The sequence below is a fragment of the Mesorhizobium sp. B2-8-1 genome (genome assembly GCF_006440955.1).
GTDB lineage: Bacteria > Pseudomonadota > Alphaproteobacteria > Rhizobiales > Rhizobiaceae > Mesorhizobium.
Genome location: NZ_VFTX01000003.1, coordinates 583,245 through 599,789, shown reverse-complemented (window position 1 = coordinate 599,789; position 16,545 = coordinate 583,245). Strand labels below are relative to the sequence as shown.

At 65.1% G+C, this 16,545-nt stretch carries 17 protein-coding genes; 12 read left to right on the top strand and 5 right to left on the bottom strand.

What is annotated here, in order from left to right:
* The 6 genes from FJ428_RS11370 to FJ428_RS11345 all read left to right on the top strand — a co-directional run bounded on the left by FJ428_RS11370 (nt 1) and on the right by FJ428_RS11345 (nt 7,632).
* Nucleotides 1–1,299, top strand: coding sequence for an FAD-binding oxidoreductase (locus tag FJ428_RS11370; RefSeq protein ID WP_181167273.1), 1,299 nt, complete (start codon nt 1–3; stop codon nt 1,297–1,299).
* 199 nt (nt 1,300–1,498) lie between these two features.
* Entirely contained in the window at nt 1,499–2,704 is a 1,206-nt protein-coding gene (gene pcaF / locus FJ428_RS11365) for a 3-oxoadipyl-CoA thiolase (RefSeq protein WP_140492563.1), read from the top strand.
* Nucleotides 2,705–2,854: 150 nt separating this feature from the next.
* Nucleotides 2,855–3,886, top strand: coding sequence for a BMP family protein (locus FJ428_RS11360; protein ID WP_140550656.1), 1,032 nt, complete (start codon nt 2,855–2,857; stop codon nt 3,884–3,886).
* 259 nt (nt 3,887–4,145) lie between these two features.
* The gene (locus tag FJ428_RS11355) at nt 4,146–5,636 is read left to right on the top strand and encodes an ABC transporter ATP-binding protein (RefSeq protein ID WP_140879481.1); all 1,491 of its coding nucleotides are present in this window, start codon (nt 4,146–4,148) and stop codon (nt 5,634–5,636) included.
* Nucleotides 5,636–6,691: an ABC transporter permease gene (locus FJ428_RS11350; RefSeq protein WP_140879453.1), complete on the top strand. Its 1,056-nt coding sequence runs from the start codon at nt 5,636–5,638 to the stop codon at nt 6,689–6,691. The genes FJ428_RS11355 and FJ428_RS11350 overlap by 1 nt, the downstream gene beginning before the upstream one ends.
* Nucleotides 6,688–7,632, top strand: coding sequence for an ABC transporter permease (locus FJ428_RS11345; RefSeq protein WP_140559242.1), 945 nt, complete (start codon nt 6,688–6,690; stop codon nt 7,630–7,632). Before FJ428_RS11350 ends, FJ428_RS11345 begins: the two co-directional genes overlap by 4 nt.
* A 76-nt stretch (nt 7,633–7,708) precedes the next feature.
* Here FJ428_RS11345 and FJ428_RS11340 read toward each other — a convergent pair whose 3' ends face one another.
* Complete coding sequence (locus tag FJ428_RS11340) at nt 7,709–8,476, bottom strand: SDR family oxidoreductase (RefSeq protein WP_140628218.1); 768 nt, start codon at nt 8,474–8,476, stop codon at nt 7,709–7,711.
* A gap of 292 nt (nt 8,477–8,768) precedes the next feature.
* Between FJ428_RS11340 and FJ428_RS11335 the strand changes: the two genes are divergently transcribed.
* A complete protein-coding gene (locus FJ428_RS11335) occupies nt 8,769–8,924 on the top strand; it encodes a hypothetical protein (RefSeq protein WP_140492547.1) in 156 nt (51 codons plus the stop codon).
* Nucleotides 8,925–9,061: 137 nt separating this feature from the next.
* The gene (locus FJ428_RS11330; RefSeq protein WP_140879452.1) at nt 9,062–10,009 is read left to right on the top strand and encodes an LLM class flavin-dependent oxidoreductase; all 948 of its coding nucleotides are present in this window, start codon (nt 9,062–9,064) and stop codon (nt 10,007–10,009) included.
* Between the two features lie 98 nt (nt 10,010–10,107).
* On the opposite strand, the gene FJ428_RS11325 is transcribed toward FJ428_RS11330, so the two are convergent.
* Nucleotides 10,108–10,782, bottom strand: a complete 675-nt coding sequence (locus FJ428_RS11325) for an isochorismatase family cysteine hydrolase (RefSeq protein WP_140559240.1) — start codon at nt 10,780–10,782, stop codon at nt 10,108–10,110.
* 219 nt (nt 10,783–11,001) lie between these two features.
* On the opposite strand from FJ428_RS11325, the gene FJ428_RS11320 reads away from it, so the two are divergent.
* The 4 genes from FJ428_RS11320 to FJ428_RS11305 are packed head-to-tail and all read left to right on the top strand — an operon-like array spanning nt 11,002 to nt 14,190.
* The gene (locus FJ428_RS11320; protein ID WP_181167272.1) at nt 11,002–11,793 is read left to right on the top strand and encodes an ATP-binding cassette domain-containing protein; all 792 of its coding nucleotides are present in this window, start codon (nt 11,002–11,004) and stop codon (nt 11,791–11,793) included.
* 55 nt (nt 11,794–11,848) lie between these two features.
* Nucleotides 11,849–12,769, top strand: coding sequence for a tonB-system energizer ExbB (gene exbB, locus FJ428_RS11315; RefSeq protein WP_140580192.1), 921 nt, complete (start codon nt 11,849–11,851; stop codon nt 12,767–12,769).
* 12 nt (nt 12,770–12,781) lie between these two features.
* On the top strand, nt 12,782–13,249 hold the full coding sequence (gene exbD / locus FJ428_RS11310; protein ID WP_140492534.1) for a TonB system transport protein ExbD: 468 nt from the start codon (nt 12,782–12,784) through the stop codon (nt 13,247–13,249).
* Nucleotides 13,246–14,190 carry an energy transducer TonB gene (locus tag FJ428_RS11305; protein ID WP_140580193.1) on the top strand — a complete coding sequence of 315 codons (945 nt, stop codon included), beginning with the start codon at nt 13,246–13,248 and terminating at the stop codon, nt 14,188–14,190. Before exbD ends, FJ428_RS11305 begins: the two co-directional genes overlap by 4 nt.
* A gap of 74 nt (nt 14,191–14,264) precedes the next feature.
* Here the strand turns inward: FJ428_RS11305 and FJ428_RS11300 are convergent, their stop codons facing one another.
* From FJ428_RS11300 to FJ428_RS11290, 3 genes are all read right to left on the bottom strand, one after another.
* A complete protein-coding gene (locus FJ428_RS11300; RefSeq protein ID WP_140628227.1) occupies nt 14,265–14,588 on the bottom strand; it encodes a hypothetical protein in 324 nt (107 codons plus the stop codon).
* A 252-nt stretch (nt 14,589–14,840) separates the two neighbouring features.
* Nucleotides 14,841–15,092: a hypothetical protein gene (locus FJ428_RS11295; protein WP_140879451.1), complete on the bottom strand. Its 252-nt coding sequence runs from the start codon at nt 15,090–15,092 to the stop codon at nt 14,841–14,843.
* 69 nt (nt 15,093–15,161) lie between these two features.
* Nucleotides 15,162–16,256, bottom strand: coding sequence for a SagB/ThcOx family dehydrogenase (locus FJ428_RS11290; RefSeq protein WP_224518943.1), 1,095 nt, complete (start codon nt 16,254–16,256; stop codon nt 15,162–15,164).
* Nucleotides 16,257–16,545 lie beyond the last annotated feature (289 nt).

Below are 16,545 nucleotides of genomic sequence, written 5' to 3'. Positions count from 1 at the left end.
ATGGCATCTTCAACGGGTTTCAATTCCGGTCTCGACATCGGCAAGTCCTACTATGTCGCCACCGCCAATCCGGCGCCGGACCATCCGGCACTTATCGGCGATGTCGAGGCCGACCTGGTGGTCGTCGGCGGCGGCTGCACCGGTCTGTCGGCCGCTCTTCACGCCGCCGAACGCGGCTTGAAGGTGGTGCTGCTGGAAGGCGGCAAGATTGGCTGGGGCGCTTCGGGCCGCAATGGCGGCCAGATGATCCCCGGCCTGCGCAAGGGCGCCAAGGGCCTGGTCAAGCTTTATGGGCCTGAACGGGCAAAGGCGCTGTTCGATCTCGCCTTCGAGGCGCGCAGCCTGGTGCTCGACATTATCGAGCGCCATACGATCGACTGCGATCTCAGGCTGACCGGCCATCTGGTCGGCGCGGTCAACGGCTCCGATCTCAGGGATTTGGAGGAAGAGGCGAAATGCCTCGAGAGCGTGATGAAATTCCGCGACCTCGAGATCCTGTCGGCGGCGCAGGCCCGGGCCAAGGTCGACACGCCCTATCACGGCGCGATGTACGAGCCGCTCGGCGGCCACATGCATCCCTTGAATTACACGCTCGGGCTTGCCCGCGCTGCAAGCGCGGCCGGCGTCGTCATCCACGAGAATTCGGTGGCCGTGCGGCTTGAGCGCGAGCCTTCGATCCGGGTCTCGACGTCAAAAGGATCGGTGCGCGCAAAGCATGTCGTGCTGGCTGGCGACGCGCTGCTCAATGGGCTGGAGCCGCGCGTCAACAGCCGCATCATGCCGGTCGGCAACTACATCGTCGCCACCGAGCCGCTGGAGGGCTCCCGCAACGTCATTCCTGCCAATGTCGCGGTGTCGGACACGCGCTTCGTCGTCAACTATTACCGCATGTCGGCCGACGGTCGCCTGCTGTTCGGCGGCGGCGAGCGCTACACGCCGTCGCCGCCGGCCGATATTGCCGGTTTCGTGCGGCCGCACATGGAAGGCACCTTCCCGCAGCTCAAGGGCTGCCGGATCGACCATGCCTGGGGTGGGCTGGTGTCGGTGACGACGTCGCGACTGCCGCATGTCGGGCACTATGGCGAGGTCTATCACGCGCACGGCTATTCCGGCAAGGGCGTCATCCTGTCGACCCTGTCGGGCAAGCTGCTCGCCGAAGCCATCACCGGCGACGCCTCGCGGCTGGACCTGTTCTCGACGCTGACCCCGATGCCCTTCCCCGGAGGCACGGCGCTGCGCGGGCCGCTCTATGTGCTGGGAATGCTGTGGTATGCGATGAGGGATCGGATGAAGCATTGAGCTCGCGGCCAACCCGCTGATCGTGGCGCTGCATCCAAGCGTGATTCGCCAGCAGGGGCAGGAGAGCTGTGGCTGGGTGGTTAAGTTCGCGCAGGCGCTTGACGAAATGTCGGCGCCAAGCGAACCGAGCTACGACATTGCGCGACCTGCACGCGTCGCACCAAGGCGGCGCATGAGGGAAACGGGAGAGCTGACTGACATGGCCGAAGCCTATATCTGCGACTATATCCGTACGCCGATCGGCCGCTTTGGCGGCTCGCTGTCCTCGGTACGCGCCGACGACCTCGGCGCCATTCCGCTGAAGGCACTGATCGAGCGCAATGCCGGCGTCGACTGGCAGGCGGTCGACGACGTTGTCTACGGTTGCGCCAACCAGGCCGGCGAGGACAACCGCAACGTGGCGCGCATGGCGCTGCTGCTGGCCGGCCTGCCGAAGGAAATCCCCGGCTCGACCGTCAACCGCCTGTGCGGCTCGGGCATGGATGCGCTGACCATCGCCGCCCGTGCAATCAAGGCCGGCGAGGCCGAGCTGATGATCGCGGGCGGCGTCGAATCGATGAGCCGGGCGCCCTTCGTCATGCCCAAGGCCGAGACGGCGTTTTCACGCAATGCCGAGATCTACGACACCACGATCGGCTGGCGCTTCGTCAACCCGCTGATGAAGAGTCAGTATGGCGTCAATTCCATGCCGGAGACGGGCGAAAATGTCGCCGAGGATTTTTCGGTTTCCCGCGCGGACCAGGACGCTTTCGCGGTGCGCAGCCAGGACAAGGCCGTCGCCGCGCAGTCCAATGGCCGGCTGGCCAAGGAAATAACCGCGGTGACCATTCCGCAGCGCAAGGGCGATCCGGTTGTCGTCTCGAAGGACGAGCACCCCCGCGCTGGCACCACGATAGAGGCCTTGGCCAAGCTGCCGACGCCGTTCCGGCAAGGCGGCACGGTGACCGCCGGCAATGCCTCGGGCGTCAATGACGGGGCGGCGGCGCTGATCGTCGCTTCGGAAGCGGCGGCCAGGAAATACGGCCTGACGCCGATCGCCCGCATCCTCGGCGGGGCCGCCGTCGGCGTCGCGCCGCGCATCATGGGCATCGGCCCGGCGCCGGCGACGCAAAAACTGTGCGCGCGGCTTGGCCTGACGCCAAAACAGTTCGATGTCATCGAGCTCAACGAAGCCTTCGCCTCGCAAGGCATCGCAGTGCTGCGCCAGCTCGGCATCGCGGTGGATGCGCCGCACGTCAACCCGAATGGCGGCGCCATAGCGCTCGGCCACCCCTTGGGCATGTCGGGCGCGCGCATCTCCGGCACGGCGGCGCTGGAGCTGCGCGAACGCGGCGGCCGCTATGCGCTGGCGACCATGTGCATCGGCGTCGGCCAAGGCATCGCCATCGCGCTCGAACGGGTCTGAACAACCGCTCTCCCGGCTAGTCCAGGAGAGTGGATATGATCGATCTGCCAAATTTGACCATGTGGACAAAAGTCCGGACCCGTTCCATAGTTCCTCGTCTGATTTTTAGAACGGCCGGCTCGACACGGCTGTCGAACAGAGGGGACTGCAATGGAAAACCGGAAGAACAAATCTCATTCAACGCGCGAAGGCCTTTCGCGGCGCAACGTGCTGGAACTGGGCGCGCTTGGCCTGGCCGCGGCGATGCTGCCGGGCGCCGCCTTCGCCAAGGACAAGAAGCTGAAAGTAGCGGCGATCTTCGCCACGCCCATCGAGGAGCCGTGGGACAACCAGATCCATGTCGCTTTGCAGAAGGCCGAGAAGGAACTCGGCATCGAGTATAAATGGTCGGAGAAGGTGCAGACCGCCGACTTCAGCCGCGTCATGCGCGAATATGCACAGGGCGGCTATGAACTGGTGCTGGGCGATGCCTTCGCCGCCGAGCGTGAATCGCGCCGCACCGCCAAGCAGTTCCCGAAGACTGCCTGGCTGTTCGGCTCCGGCGCCGGGCCGGCGGAGCCCAATTTCGGCGTCTTCGACAATTGGATCCACGAGCCCGCCTATCTCTCCGGCATGATCGCCGGCAAGATGTCGAAGTCGGGCACGATCGGCGCCGTCGCGGCGATGGGCATTCCGGAAGTGAACCGGCTGGTCAACGCCTTCTTCGCCGGCGCCAAGGAGGTCAATCCGAACATCAAGAAGAAGGTCGCCTTCATCGGTTCCTTCTTTGATCCTCCCAAGGCCAAGGAGGCGGCCGTCGCTCAGATCGACGCCGGCGTCGACGTCATCTATGCCGAGCGCTTCGGTGTCATCGAAGCGGCGGTGGAGAAAAAGATCTACGCCATCTCCAATATGTCCGACCAGTCGAGCCTTGGCCCCGACACCGTCATTACCGGCCCGGTCTGGGATATGTATCCCACCGTCGAACAAGCCATAAAACTGGTCAAGGCCGGCGTCTTCACGGCGCAGGACTATGGCGATTTCTCGCGCATGGCCAAGGGCGGTTCTCACCTGGCGCCCTACCATAAGTTCGACAAGACGCTGCCGGCCGAGGTCAAGGACATGGTCGAGAAGAAGAAGGCCGAAATCCTCGAAGGCAATTTCCGCGTCGACGTGGACGAGAACACACCGGTTTCGGATTGAGTTCTGGTCTTTAGGAGTTGGTGCTAAGCGCCCCCCTCTGGCCTGCCGGCCATCTCCCCCTCAAGGGGGAGATTGGCAGCTTCGCCGGCTAGTCAAATTAGGAATTGGCGAAAGCCGAGGGGTGACATCCGATCTCCCCCGTTGAGGGGGAGATGGCCGGCAGGCCAGAGGGGGGTGCAGCGCATCCCTATCGGTCAAGCCGAATCGTAAGCCCATCCGATCAGGAGTACTCTTGCCGACGCCCGCCCCGCTCATCGAAATGCACGGCATCACCAAGAGCTTCGGCGCCGTCAAGGCGAACGAAGCCGTCGACCTCAGCGTGGCGCCCGGCGAGATCCTCGGCTTGCTGGGCGAGAACGGCGCCGGCAAGACGACGCTGATGAACGTGCTGTTCGGCGCCTATGCGCCCGACGCCGGCGAGATCCTCATCCAGGGCCGGAAGGTGCGGATCACCAGTTCGGCCGATGCGCTGGCCGCCGGCATCGGCATGGTGCACCAGCATTTTCACCTGGCGCCACGGCTCACGGTACTGGAAAACCTGCTTATCGGCATACCAGGCAAATCCGGGCGGATCGACCGCGCCGGCGGACTGGCGCGGTTGGTTGAAATCAGCCGCCAGCACGGGCTGACACTCGATCCCAGCCTGCCGGTCTCGGCGCTGTCTGTCGGAGAGCAGCAACGTCTCGAGATCGTCAAGGCGCTGTTTCGCGGCGCAAAACTGCTGATTCTCGACGAGCCGACCGCGGTGCTGGCGCCGAGCGAAGTCGACGGGCTGTTTTCGGCCTTGCGGTCGATGGCGGCGCAGGGTCTGGGCATCATCTTCATCTCGCACAAGCTCAACGAGGTGCGCGCGCTCACCCATCGCTGCACGGTGCTGCGGCATGGCCGCGTCGCCGGCCGCGTCGACGATCCGGCCAACACCACGTCGGCGGAAATGGCGCGACTGATGTGCGGCCACGAGATCGTGCCGCCGGCCAAGGGGCCGTCGACACCGGGGGCAGCGGTGCTCACTCTCGACGGCATTTCCACCTCGAGCCATTCGGGCACGGCGCTGCGCGATGTGTCGCTTTCCGTGCGCGCCGGCGAGATCCTCGGCATTGCCGGTGTCTCCGGCAATGGCCAGCGGGCACTGGCGGAGGTGATCTCGGGCGTGCGCGCCCCCGATGCCGGTCGGATGACGATTGCGGGACAGAAAGTGTCTCGCTTCTCGCCGCGCGAGGTGCAGGCGCTGGGCCTTGGCCGCATCCCGGAAGACCGCATGACGACGGGACTGGTCACCAATTTGCCGCTCGCCGATTCCATGGTGCTGCCGCGCATCGGCACCGCCGCTTTCAGCAGCAAGGGCCTGCTCAAGCCGGATGCAATCCGCGCCTTCGCCGAGGCGCAGATCAAGGCCTATGACATACGCTGCCCCGGGCCGATGACGCGCGCCGGCGCCCTGTCCGGCGGCAATCTGCAGAAGGCGCTTTTGGCGCGCGAGCTCGCCTTCGATCCGAAGGTGCTTATCGTCTCGCAGCCGACGCGCGGCCTCGACATCGGAGCCGCCCGCTTCATCCATGAAAAATTCCTCCACATGCGCGCCAAGGGCTGCGGCATCATCGTCATCGGCGAGGATCTGGAAGAGTTGCTCGTGCTCTGCGACCGCATCGCGGTGATGTATGAGGGCCGCATCGCCGGCACGCTTCCCAGCGCCGATGCGACGATCGCCCGGCTGGGGCTGCTGATGACCGGGGCGGAGGGCCATAGCTGATGTTCCGCCTCGAAGTCCGCAGCTCGACGCCAGCCTGGTTCAACCTCGCATTGCCGCTGCTGGCGATCGGTGCCGCGCTGGTGCTGTGCAGCGGCCTGATCGCGCTGGCCGGCGCCGGCGTGCTCGAATCCTACGGCGTTATGTTCACGGCTTCGCTCGGCGACAGCTATGCGATCACCGAAACGCTGGTGCGCGCCGCGCCCATGATCTTCACCGGGCTGGCGGTGGCTGTCGCCTTCCGCGCCAAATTCTGGAACATCGGCGCCGAAGGGCAACTGCTTGCCGGCGCGGTGACGAGCTGCTTCGTCGGCGCGATCCCGATGCCGGGACCGCTCGCCATGCTTTTGATGGCAGTGGCAGGCGCCGCGGCCGGTGCAGCCGTCGCGCTCGTGCCGGCAACGCTGCGGGTGAAATTCAAGGTCGACGACGTCGTCAGTTCGCTGCTGCTCAATTCGGTCATCTATTACGCGCTGATGGCGCTGATCGAAGGGCCATGGAAGGATAGTTTCAGCGGCTATCCGATCTCGCCTCCGATTGAGGATTCGGCCAATTTTCCGGTGCTGATCGAGGGCACGCGGCTGCATCTCGGCGTCATCGCGGCGCTTATCGCGGCACCGCTGATCTGGTTCCTGATCGTGCGCACCACGCTCGGCTTCCGGATCCGGGTCACCGGCGAAAATCCGGAAGCGGCCAGATATGGCGGCATCAATGTCCAGCGGGTGCTGCTCTCGACGGCGTTGCTGTCCGGTGCGCTAGCCGGGCTCGCCGGCGTCGGCGAGGTTGGCGGCGTGCATTTTCAGGTGATGAGCGACATCTCGCCGGGCTACGGTTATTCCGGCATCGTCGTTGCAATGCTGGCGCGGCTCAACCCGCTCGGCGTGGTGCCGGCGGCAATCTTCCTGGCTGCCGTGATGACCGGCGCCGAGGCGATGTCGCGCGCGACCGGCGTGCCGGCCTTCCTCAGCGATGTCATCCAGGGCACGGCACTGCTTGCCATGCTGGTGGCGCTGCTGTTCACCACCTATCGCATCCGCCGCGTCGGAGCCTCCCGATGAGCGCGGTGTTCGAACAGATCTTCCAGGTCGGCTTCTTGGCCGCCATCATCCGCATCGCCACGCCCTTGGCTTTCGCCACCCTCGGCGAAATGTTCTCCGAGCGCGCCGGCGTGCTCAATCTCGGCATCGAAGGCATCATGCTGTTGTCGGCAATGGCCGGCTTCACCGCCGCCAGCCTCAGCGGCAACCTGTGGCTGGGCGTCCTGGCGGCGGTGCTGACCGGCATGCTGATGGGGGCGCTGCATGCGCTGTTCACGGTGGCCCTGGGCCTAAGCCAGCATGTCTGCGGCATCGGCGTGACGCTGCTTGCGTCGGGTCTGGCCTATTTCCTCTACCGGCTGATCTTCGGCCAGCAATCGGTGCCGCCGAGCATCAAGGGTTTTCAGACGCTGCCGATCCCGGTCCTCTCCGACATTCCCGTGCTTGGGCCGGCGGTGTTCAACCAGTTCGCGCTGGTCTACATGGCGATCCTGGCCATCCCTATCGCCGCCTTCGTGCTCTACCGCACGCCATGGGGGCTGTCGGTGCGCATGGTCGGCGAAAACCCGCGCGCCGCCGACTCCGCCGGCGTCAGCGTCATTGTCACCCGCTTCCAGGCGGTCATTCTCGGCGGGGCGCTGATGGGGCTGGCCGGCGCCTTCCTGTCGATGGCGCAGTTCAACGCCTTCACCTTCGGCGTCGTCTCCGGGCGCGGCTGGGTGGCGATCGCCCTGGTCGTGTTCGGCCGCTGGGACCCGTGGCGCTCGGCGGGGGCCGCATTGCTGTTCGCCTTTGTCGATGCCTTGCAGTTGCGCATGCAGGCGAGCGGCCTCGGGCATATCCCCTACGAGGCGTTCCTGATGCTGCCCTTCATCTTCACCATCGTCGCCATGGCGGTGATGTCGCGCAATGCGGTGGCGCCGTCGGCGCTGCTGAAACCGTTTCGCCGGGAAGAACGATAGACGAGTAGGGCTCGGTGTCTTTTCCTCTCCCCCCGGAGGGGGTAGAGGAAGGGCGCCAAGCTGTCCTTGGGACGTCTCACATCGCCGTGAAGCCGTTATCCACGAACAGATGGGCCCCGTTGACGAAGCTCGATTCGTCGCTGGCGAGGTACAGCGCCGCCTTTGCCACCTCTTCCGGTTCGCCGATCCGCCCTTGCTGCGCAGCCAGCGCCGCGTCGGAGACATCGACGCCGAGCTTACCCAGATCGGCGACCTCGCGCAGCCCATGCGGTGTGCGGATGAAGCCGGGGCAGACGGCGTTGCAGCGGATGTTGCGGTCGCGGAATTCCACGGCGATGGCGCGCGCGAACATGTGACAGGCGCCCTTGGTGGTGTCATAGAGCACTTCGTTCGGCGTCGCCGCCACCGCCGAGATCGACGAGGTGCAGACGATCGAGCCGCCGCCGGCCGCGATCATGCCGGGCAGCACGGCGCGGGTCATCAGGAACATCGAGCGCACGTTGACGGCATGCAGCCAGTCCCATTCCTGCACGCTGGTCTCCAGGAACGGCTTTATCACGATGGTGCCGGCATGATTGAACAGGACGGTAACCGCGCCGAACGTCTCGGCCGCGCCCTTCACGGCCGCCTCGACCTGCGCCTCGTCGGAAACGTCGGCGACAAAATGCTCCGCGATTTGGCCGCGCGCCCGGATCGCCGCGGCGGTGGCTGCCGCCGCTTCGCCATTGCGGTCGATGATCGCCACCTTTGCGCCTTCCGCCGCGAACAGTTCCGAGGCCGCCCCGCCCATTCCCGTCGCGCCGCCCGAAACGATGGCGACCTTGCCGGCCAGTCTTGCTCCCATTTCCTTGCTCCTCCCAAATGTCCTTTGGACGATCTCGCATTGTCGCTCTGCCGCGATGCTATCCTGCCCGCGCGGGGCGGCCAATGCACGAATGGATCGGCAAGTGAAGTGCCGTCGAGCGCCGGAAGTGAAACCGACGCTGCCATGTCCGTCGATCACGCCGATGCCGCTCTGCAGCAACTCAGCGCCAGTTCTCACGGCGCTGTTAGAAAAAAATTCTGCGCATGGCCGAAAAATAGCAATCGACAAAGTCTACAACTTTTATAGATTAACCGGCGAGACGGAGGTCGACATGTCCTATATGCAGAACACCGAGACCCGCAGCAGCGGCCAGAGGCTGGCCAATGCCCAGAGCTTCCGCCCGGCCTATGCCGGTGCTTTCGCCTATGTCGTCTTTGCCCTTGCGTTCGTGTTCACCGGGGCTGTTGTTCTGGGCCTCATTCCCTGAGCCGTGGTCCGGCCAGGCTGACGACCCACCGCCTTCAGGCAATCGGAGTTGAATGAACCGGATCCCGGTGCGCTTTCGCGTGCGCCATTGATTCGTATTTGACCGCATCCGTGATTCCAGAGATGGAGGAGATGGCAATGCCGATCGAATTCACGCATGTGCCCGGCAAGACCTATCCTGCCGATAGCGCAGTTTCCTTTTTCTACGACTTTGCCGAGACGGCGACCAGGCTGGCGCTGATCGAGGATGGCGGTTTCCGCAACCTCGTCGTCGACGATCCGGCCGGCCTGCTGACCAATATGGATCTTGCCGCCCAGGTGCTGGACCGCAGCTCGTCGCTGGAAGTGGTCCTCACCCATTGGGCCGGCGTGGTCGAACCGACCGTGGCGGCGCGGCAACTTGCCTCGATCGACGCCCGCAGCGGCGGCCGCCTGGCGCTCAGGATGATCAGCGAGCCGTTAAGCGACGACGATGCCGAAGCGCTTCCGGTCGGACACGGTGTCCTCTGGCAGCGCATCGACGAATATCTGGTTCTGTTGAAGCGGCTATGGTCGAACGAGCGGCCTTTCGACCATGAAGGCGCGTTCTACAGCATCAAGGGCGGCTATGTTCCGCGCAAGGGGCCTCATGGTGCCGACCTCGTCATCCGCATGGGCGGGCAGTCCGGCACGGCACTGAAAGTGGCCGGCCGGCATGCCGACGTCTTCGAACTGGCGCCCGGTTCGATCGACGATGTCAGGCAGTTGATGGAGCGTGTGCGCGGCGCCGCCGCCGAACATGGCCGGGCCGCCAGACTACGCTTCGCCCTTCCGGTCCGCATCCACCGGGGAATTTCCTCGGCAGGGCACAAGGCGGTCGATGTCTCCGGTCCGCCGGCCCAGGCCGCCCTGTCGCTGCTTGCTTACGCGGCTCTCGGCATCGATGAATTCATGATCGTCGGTATCGACACGCCGCGCGAGATCGCGACAGTCGGCCGCGAGACGATCGCGCTGCTGCGCAATTCGCTGGCGCGGCGTGAAAGCGGCGAGTTCCAGCATGGGGCTTTCGCGCAGCGCACGGGACTGGAAACACGGGCAACGGGCTGAACTGCGGAGAAATTTCCTTTCCAACCGCTCTGGCCTGCCGGAGGGTGCTATCCTGCCGTGTCTATGACGTGCGAGGCTGCTCTGCGGTACCTAATCCTTTAACGCGCCTTGTTACCCAGCCGTGACAGGCCTTCAATGACTGCACCAGAATCCGCCAGCACGCCGAAGACGCCGTCTTCGACCGTCACCATGTGAAGGGCCGCCTCATGCGCCCGTCTGTCGCCGCTGGCGCAGGCGTCGGAGATCGTCAGGCACTGGAAGTTGCGATCGCAGGCTTCGCGCAGCGTCGTGTGCACGCAGACATCCGTCGTGCATCCGCAAAACAGAAGATGCGTGATGCCTCGCGCGCGCAGCACGAGCTCGAAATCCGTATAGGTGAAGGCGCCGTTGCAGGTCTTGTCGACGATGATGTCCCGCGGCGCGACGTCGATCTCCGGAACGATCTGAAAACCCGGACCCGAACGAAGCAGGATTTCGGTGCCGTCGAGGCCGGCCCGCCTGCGGCGCCATTTCTCGTAAGGCGTCATGTCGGCCATGTCGGCCCGGTAGCCCTGCCTTGTATGGACGATGCTGACGCCCGCCTCGCGGGCAGCGGCGATCAGCCGGCTCACCGCGGGCAGGATCGCTCTCAACGGCGACGGATCATATCCCTTCCTGGCGAAGTAGCCCGTCGTCGACAGGAAATCCTGCTGCAGGTCGATCACGACCAGCGCGGTGTTCTCGGCCACCAGCCTGCCGTCATAGGGAAAATCGAAGGGTGTCGCCTTGATCATGCGCGGTTTCCTGTTTCAGCGAAGACCTTAGAGCGGTTCATCGCTTCACGGAAACGCTTCCTTGCCTGAAATTCGAAGCGGCATCAGGCGTCACGATGTTTTGTTGATGCAAAAACTCAACTTCATTGTTGACTAGTAAAGTCATGTTTCATAGTCAACCGGGCACGGCTGCCGAAAACCGGATTGATGACATGCCCGCAGCCGTACTGGAGACGGACCTTGACCGGAATTGACACCCAGACTGCTTTCCACATCGACGCGTTGCGCTTTGCCGTGGGCGAGCGGACGCTGCTCGGTCCGGTTTCGCTCGAATTGCAGTGCGCGCGCGTCTACGGGCTGATCGGCCACAACGGGTCCGGCAAGTCGACGCTGGTCAAGCTTTTGGCGCGCCAGCAGCCGGCAAGCTCTGGCGCCATCACCTTCGCCAGGCGGCCTTTGGCCCAGTGGGGTGCGCGCGAACTGGCGCGGGCGCTTGCCTATCTGCCGCAGACGACGCCGGCGGCGACCGGCTTGACCGTGCGCGAGCTGGCGGCGCTCGGACGTTATCCCTGGCATGGCGCGCTCGGCCGCTTCGGCCAGGACGACAGACGGCATGTCGAGGAGGCGCTGGCCCTGACCGACATGGCCGGCTTTGCCGACCGGCTGGTCGACGAGCTGTCGGGCGGCGAGCGCCAGCGCGCCTGGCTCGCCATGCTGGTGGCGCAGAATGCCGGCGTCATGCTGCTCGATGAGCCTATCTCGGCGCTCGACATCGCCCATCAGGTCGAGGTGCTTGGGTTGGTCAGGGATCTCAGCCGCAAGCGCGACCTTTGCGTCGTCGTGGTGCTGCACGATCCCAACATGGCGGCGCGCTATTGCGACGAGCTGATTGCCCTGAAGGACGGCAGGCTGCTGACGCGCGGCACGCCCGGCGAAATCATGCAAGGCGATGTGCTCAAGGGCATTTTCGGAGTGGAGATGGGCGTGTTCGCGCACCCCGTCACAGGCCAGCCCGTCGGCTACGTCCAGTGACGCTTCAGCGCCACGGCGGGGAAGACTGGCGGCTGTGAGAACGAGGAAGAAGACGATGTCGAGAACCGGTTTGGTCGCAGCGCTGTTTGCATCCGCCATGCTGGCGGCCGCCAGCGCGCCGGCGCAGGAGCAGCCGGCAAGCGGCACGCCCGCCACCATTACGGCGCCAGCACCATCGCCGGCCGCGCCCGCCGCTCCCGTGGGAGCCCTAGCGCCTGCACAGCCGCAAGCCGGGGCCGGTACGGCGGCCGAGCCCTCGCCGGCGCTGAGCTTGCCGCACGATCTGTCGCCATGGGGCATGTTCATGGCTGCCGACATCATCGTCAAGGCGGTGATGATCGGGCTGGCCTTCGCCTCGCTCGTCACCTGGACGATATGGCTGGCCAAGTCGCTGGAAGTGCTTGCCGGCAAGCTTGGCGCTCGTCGCGCCGCGCGGGCCATCGGCAATGCCGCGACGCTGAAGCAGGCGAGCCGCGCGCTCGACCGCAACGGCGGCACCGGCGCCCTGCTGGTGCGGGCGGCGGAGGAAGAAGCGGCACTTTCGGCCGGCGCGCTCGACCATGCCGGCGGCGACGGGCTGAAGGAACGGGTCGCCTCGCGCCTGACACGCATCGAGGCGGCGGCGGCGCGACGCATGTCGCGCGGCACCGGCCTGCTGGCGACGATCGGCTCGACCGCGCCTTTCGTCGGTCTGTTCGGCACGGTATGGGGCATCATGAACGCCTTCATCGGCATTTCGCAGGCGCAGACCACCAATCTGGCGGTGGTGGCGCCGGGCATTGCCGAAGCCCTTCTCGCCACCGCAATGGGGCTCGTCGCCGCGATACCGGCCGTCGTCATCTACAACGTCTTTGCGCGCTCGATAGCCGGCTACCGGCAGATCCTCGCCGACGCCTCGGCTGGCGTCGAGCGGCTGGTCAGCCGTGACCTCGATTTCCGCACGGTGGCGCCGGCAACGGCGCTGGCGGCGCAGTAGCGGGGCAAGACCATGGGCAGCCGCATCCGTCAGACCATGGACGACGATCTCGAGGAAAGCCACGAGATCAATGTCACGCCCTTCATCGACGTCATCCTGGTGCTGCTGATCATCTTCATGGTCGCAGCGCCCTTGGCGACGGTGGATGTCAATGTCGACCTGCCGGGCTCGACCGCGACGCCGGCGCCGCGGCCGGAGACGCCGCTGTTCCTGACGTTGAAGGATGACCTCTCGCTAGCGATCGGCAACGACACCGTGCCGCGCCAGGTTTTCGCCGCCACGCTTGACGGCAGGACCAAAGGCGACAAGCAGGCGCGCATCTTCCTTCGCGCCGACAAGGCGGTTGCCTATGGCGACCTGATGGAGGCGATGAACCTGCTGCGCGGCGCCGGCTACCTGAAGATCGCCCTGGTCGGCCTGGAGGCTGCGCCCGCCGGCGGTGCTCCCGCAGCGGATCCAGGCGGAGCCGCTGGTCCATGACCGGGCAAGCGGCCGCCTCGCCCACGGTGGAGCTGTCGCGCCTCGGCTGGCGCGACCTCGGCCTGTGGGCGGTTGCGGCCGCGCTGGTGCTTGGGGCGCATGTTGCGGTCGCCTATGCGGTACAGAGCTTCACTCCGGTCGACCCGGCGGATGGCGGGCCGCCGCCGGCGCTGGCCATCGAGATGGCGCCGATGGTCGCGACGCCGGCCGTGCCCGAACAAGCCGCGATGTTGGACGCCGCTGTGCCCGACCAGGCCGAGCCGGTCGAGGACACCGAAAAGGCCGCCGAAGCCGAGCCCGAGAAAATGGCCGAGCAAGCGGAGCCCGTTGCCGAGCCGGATGCAACGCCGCCTGACACGACCGAACCGACTGAAACGACGCGGGCTGAGCCGGCCGACCAACCCCCGCTTGAAGAGATCGTCCCTGACATGGTCGAGACGGTCGCGCCTGACGTCGTCGTGCCGCTGCCGCAGCCGAAGCCGGTCGAGACGCCCACGGAAAAGAAACCCGTCCAGGCCAAGGTGAAAAAGCCGGTCGAGAAGCCCAAGCCGAAAAAGGATAAGGCGCCGCCGAAGACGATAACCGCCGCGAGCGCGGAAGCAAAGCCCGCCCCCAGGACAGCGGCGCCGAAATCGGCGTCCGGGGCGTCCGGCGTCAGCCCGGCCAAGTGGGAATCGCGGCTGCTGTCATGGATCAAACGGCATACGCGCTATCCGAGCGCCGCGAAATCGCGACGCTCGCAAGGCAATGCGAACGTCACCTTCACGGTGGACGCCTCAGGCCGGGTGACGTCGGCGCGCGTCGTCCGCTCCTCGGGCGATCCCGACCTCGACCGCGCCGCGCTCGCCGTGCTGCAGGGCGCCACCGTGCCGCCGCCGCCGCCGGAGCTGGGTTCGCGCGTCAGCCGCACGGCGCCATTCGTATTCAGCCTTCGGAACTGATGCATGCCGCCCAAAACTGAGCCCGGTTCGGGAGAAACGACATACACGGATCAAAGCAAGGTCGAACGGTCGGCCTACTGATAGCTCATCGACAGACACAGGGCCTCGACCTGCTCGAGGTAGAAGCGGCATCTCATGCGCAGGATCCTGAGGTTCGGATCGCCGGCGCCGTTGATCTCGATGGTCTGCATCATGAAGTCGAAATGGGCATGGAAGGCATCCACCGCGCCCCAGAGACTGTCGGCGTGCCAGGTGTCGGCTATCGCCGTGGAAACCAGTTGGCGCGCTTGAAGGCGCGCCGCATCCGGCGATGCCGGCCGGCTGGCGATCAGGGCATGGAGGCGGCTGAAGACACTTTCACCGGCATCGGCGCTTTTGATGGCTGCGATCATGTTCATTTGTGGGTTCCCCTCAGGTCGTCGTGCATAAATGCCGGTTCGGCGGGCTGCGGGCGATCATTGCAGCGATCGCGGCGACATCGGCCGGCCGGCCTTGGATGATGTTGCCTCTGCGCCCGCGTGTTCCAACCAAACCAATAGGCCATCTCGATGCGGTCAAGCCGACGGCGGCCTTCCTCAAGGACGGCAGCAGGTCTTGCCGCGCACGTCCCGGGGCACGCCATTGCGCACCGAGATGATGGCCGCATCTGGCTATGCTCTCCTCGGCTGGACGCGATTGTCTTTCGCCTGCGTCTTGGGGTGCATCGAATTGCCGCTGAGCTGCGGATGCCTCGCCGGCCGGGCGCCGCGAAGGACGTCGAAAGCCTCGGCATAAGCCATGCCCAGCCGATAGGACATCATGGGGAAACGGCTTGCTTCGGCCATCTGCACCAGCTCATTGGCCATCGACGCGATATATTGGAGACTGTCGATCTCGGACTGGCGTAGGGATTGGTTGGCCACTTGCTGCTCCTGTGATGTGGTGGAATTCAGGGGACCCCCTCACCGGGCACTCTGAACATAATCAATCGGCTAATTGATCGACCCCGCTGCCGGGCGCGGATCGGTTTCCGGGATAGACAGTGTCAAGGCGTAGATGGGCGCGTCGGTGAGCCGGTTGAGGCCGAGCAGGCGCTTGATCGCCGAGTGGCTGAGCGCCGCGGTCGGGCAGGCCGACAGGCCGTGCCTGGTCGCTGCAAGCATCATGTTCTGGCCGATATGGCCAGCTTCGATCAGCACGACACGATAGGCATTGGCGTCCTCATACTTCCACATGGTGCGGTCGAGCCTTGCGCAGAGCAGGACCAGGCAGGGCATGGGGTCGGCCCATTCCTGTCCGCCGACCAGCTCGGAGACTTTCGGCAGGTGGTTCGCCGAAATCCTTTCAAGATCGTGTCCGACAGCCGAGTAGTGATAGACGCCGGGCTCCAGCCCTTCCACCGCCGGCGCGACCACATAGGCTTCGTAGGGGTTTCTCGCGCCGCCGGAAGGGGTCATGCCCAGCGGCAGGGCGCCAATGCAGTTGCTGGTCTCGCCGGTGATGCCCATGCCCGCGAACAGACAGTCGGAAAGCTGTTTCGCGGTGATGGTGGGCGCCGCCGCCGTTCGGTTCGTGCGACGCTGCGCCATCAGGGCAATGAGTTCATTGTCGTCCAGCGCGTCCGGCAGCCGGATGGCCGTCGCGGAATTCCTGAGCACGAGGTCGGGCTGCACGGTGTGACCGGCGCGTTCGATCTGCCGTGCCTCCGCCTGTTCGATGGTCATGAACTCGCTGTCCTGGACGCAGAAATGCATCAGCGCGGTCGGAATGCCCCAGTTCCATTGTCCCGAGAATTGGCTCTCCTGTTCGGCCAGTTGCGACCCGGCGGTCACCAGTGCGGAAAAATCGAGCAATTGGGGGATGACGGCATCCAGCTCTGATCGCGACCATCCGTGGTCCCGCGCGATCTCCGCGGCGGATGCCCATTTGTCCCAGGATGCGAGAAGACCGATCACCTCGGAACTGCATTCGAAGACGCTTCTGGTCAGGAAATTGCACGCCGTGACCTTGTTGGCGCCGGGGTAGAAGACAAGCGTTTTTGCGGAGCGCATTTTCATGATGCCGAAAGCCGAATGCAGAAATGTCATTGCGAAGGCGAGGCGCCGACGAACAACCGTCGCCGGCGCCTCGGGCAGCTCAGCGCTTGTTGTAGTGCATGCCCTGCGAAAAGAAGACGGTCTGGGTGCCTGCGGCAATCGTCAGCTTCGGAGCAGTGTTCACTTTCTTCGCCATTTTCATCCCTTCCTGACCCCCAAATGGGATCTGTTGAAAAGATCCCCAAAAACGGGATCCACGGGCGGAAGGTAAGATCGAAAGAGTTAATGGTTTGTTAAAATGGTAGTAAAACTGCATTAATCTAAATTATCTTTCTTAGCC

Coding starts and splice junctions, on each gene's coding strand:
- FJ428_RS11370 (WP_181167273.1), top strand. CDS start 1: ATGGCATCTTCAACGGGTTTCAATTCCGGTCTCGACATCGGCAAGTCC.
- FJ428_RS11355 (WP_140879481.1), top strand. CDS start 4,146: ATGCACGGCATCACCAAGAGCTTCGGCGCCGTCAAGGCGAACGAAGCC.
- FJ428_RS11305 (WP_140580193.1), top strand. CDS start 13,246: ATGACCGGGCAAGCGGCCGCCTCGCCCACGGTGGAGCTGTCGCGCCTC.
- FJ428_RS11300 (WP_140628227.1), bottom strand. CDS start 14,588: ATGAACATGATCGCAGCCATCAAAAGCGCCGATGCCGGTGAAAGTGTC.
- exbD (WP_140492534.1), top strand. CDS start 12,782: ATGGGCAGCCGCATCCGTCAGACCATGGACGACGATCTCGAGGAAAGC.
- FJ428_RS11335 (WP_140492547.1), top strand. CDS start 8,769: ATGTCCTATATGCAGAACACCGAGACCCGCAGCAGCGGCCAGAGGCTG.
- FJ428_RS11360 (WP_140550656.1), top strand. CDS start 2,855: ATGGAAAACCGGAAGAACAAATCTCATTCAACGCGCGAAGGCCTTTCG.
- FJ428_RS11330 (WP_140879452.1), top strand. CDS start 9,062: ATGCCGATCGAATTCACGCATGTGCCCGGCAAGACCTATCCTGCCGAT.
- pcaF (WP_140492563.1), top strand. CDS start 1,499: ATGGCCGAAGCCTATATCTGCGACTATATCCGTACGCCGATCGGCCGC.
- exbB (WP_140580192.1), top strand. CDS start 11,849: ATGTCGAGAACCGGTTTGGTCGCAGCGCTGTTTGCATCCGCCATGCTG.
- FJ428_RS11290 (WP_224518943.1), bottom strand. CDS start 16,256: ATGACATTTCTGCATTCGGCTTTCGGCATCATGAAAATGCGCTCCGCA.
- FJ428_RS11340 (WP_140628218.1), bottom strand. CDS start 8,476: ATGGGAGCAAGACTGGCCGGCAAGGTCGCCATCGTTTCGGGCGGCGCG.
- FJ428_RS11350 (WP_140879453.1), top strand. CDS start 5,636: ATGTTCCGCCTCGAAGTCCGCAGCTCGACGCCAGCCTGGTTCAACCTC.
- FJ428_RS11325 (WP_140559240.1), bottom strand. CDS start 10,782: ATGATCAAGGCGACACCCTTCGATTTTCCCTATGACGGCAGGCTGGTG.
- FJ428_RS11345 (WP_140559242.1), top strand. CDS start 6,688: ATGAGCGCGGTGTTCGAACAGATCTTCCAGGTCGGCTTCTTGGCCGCC.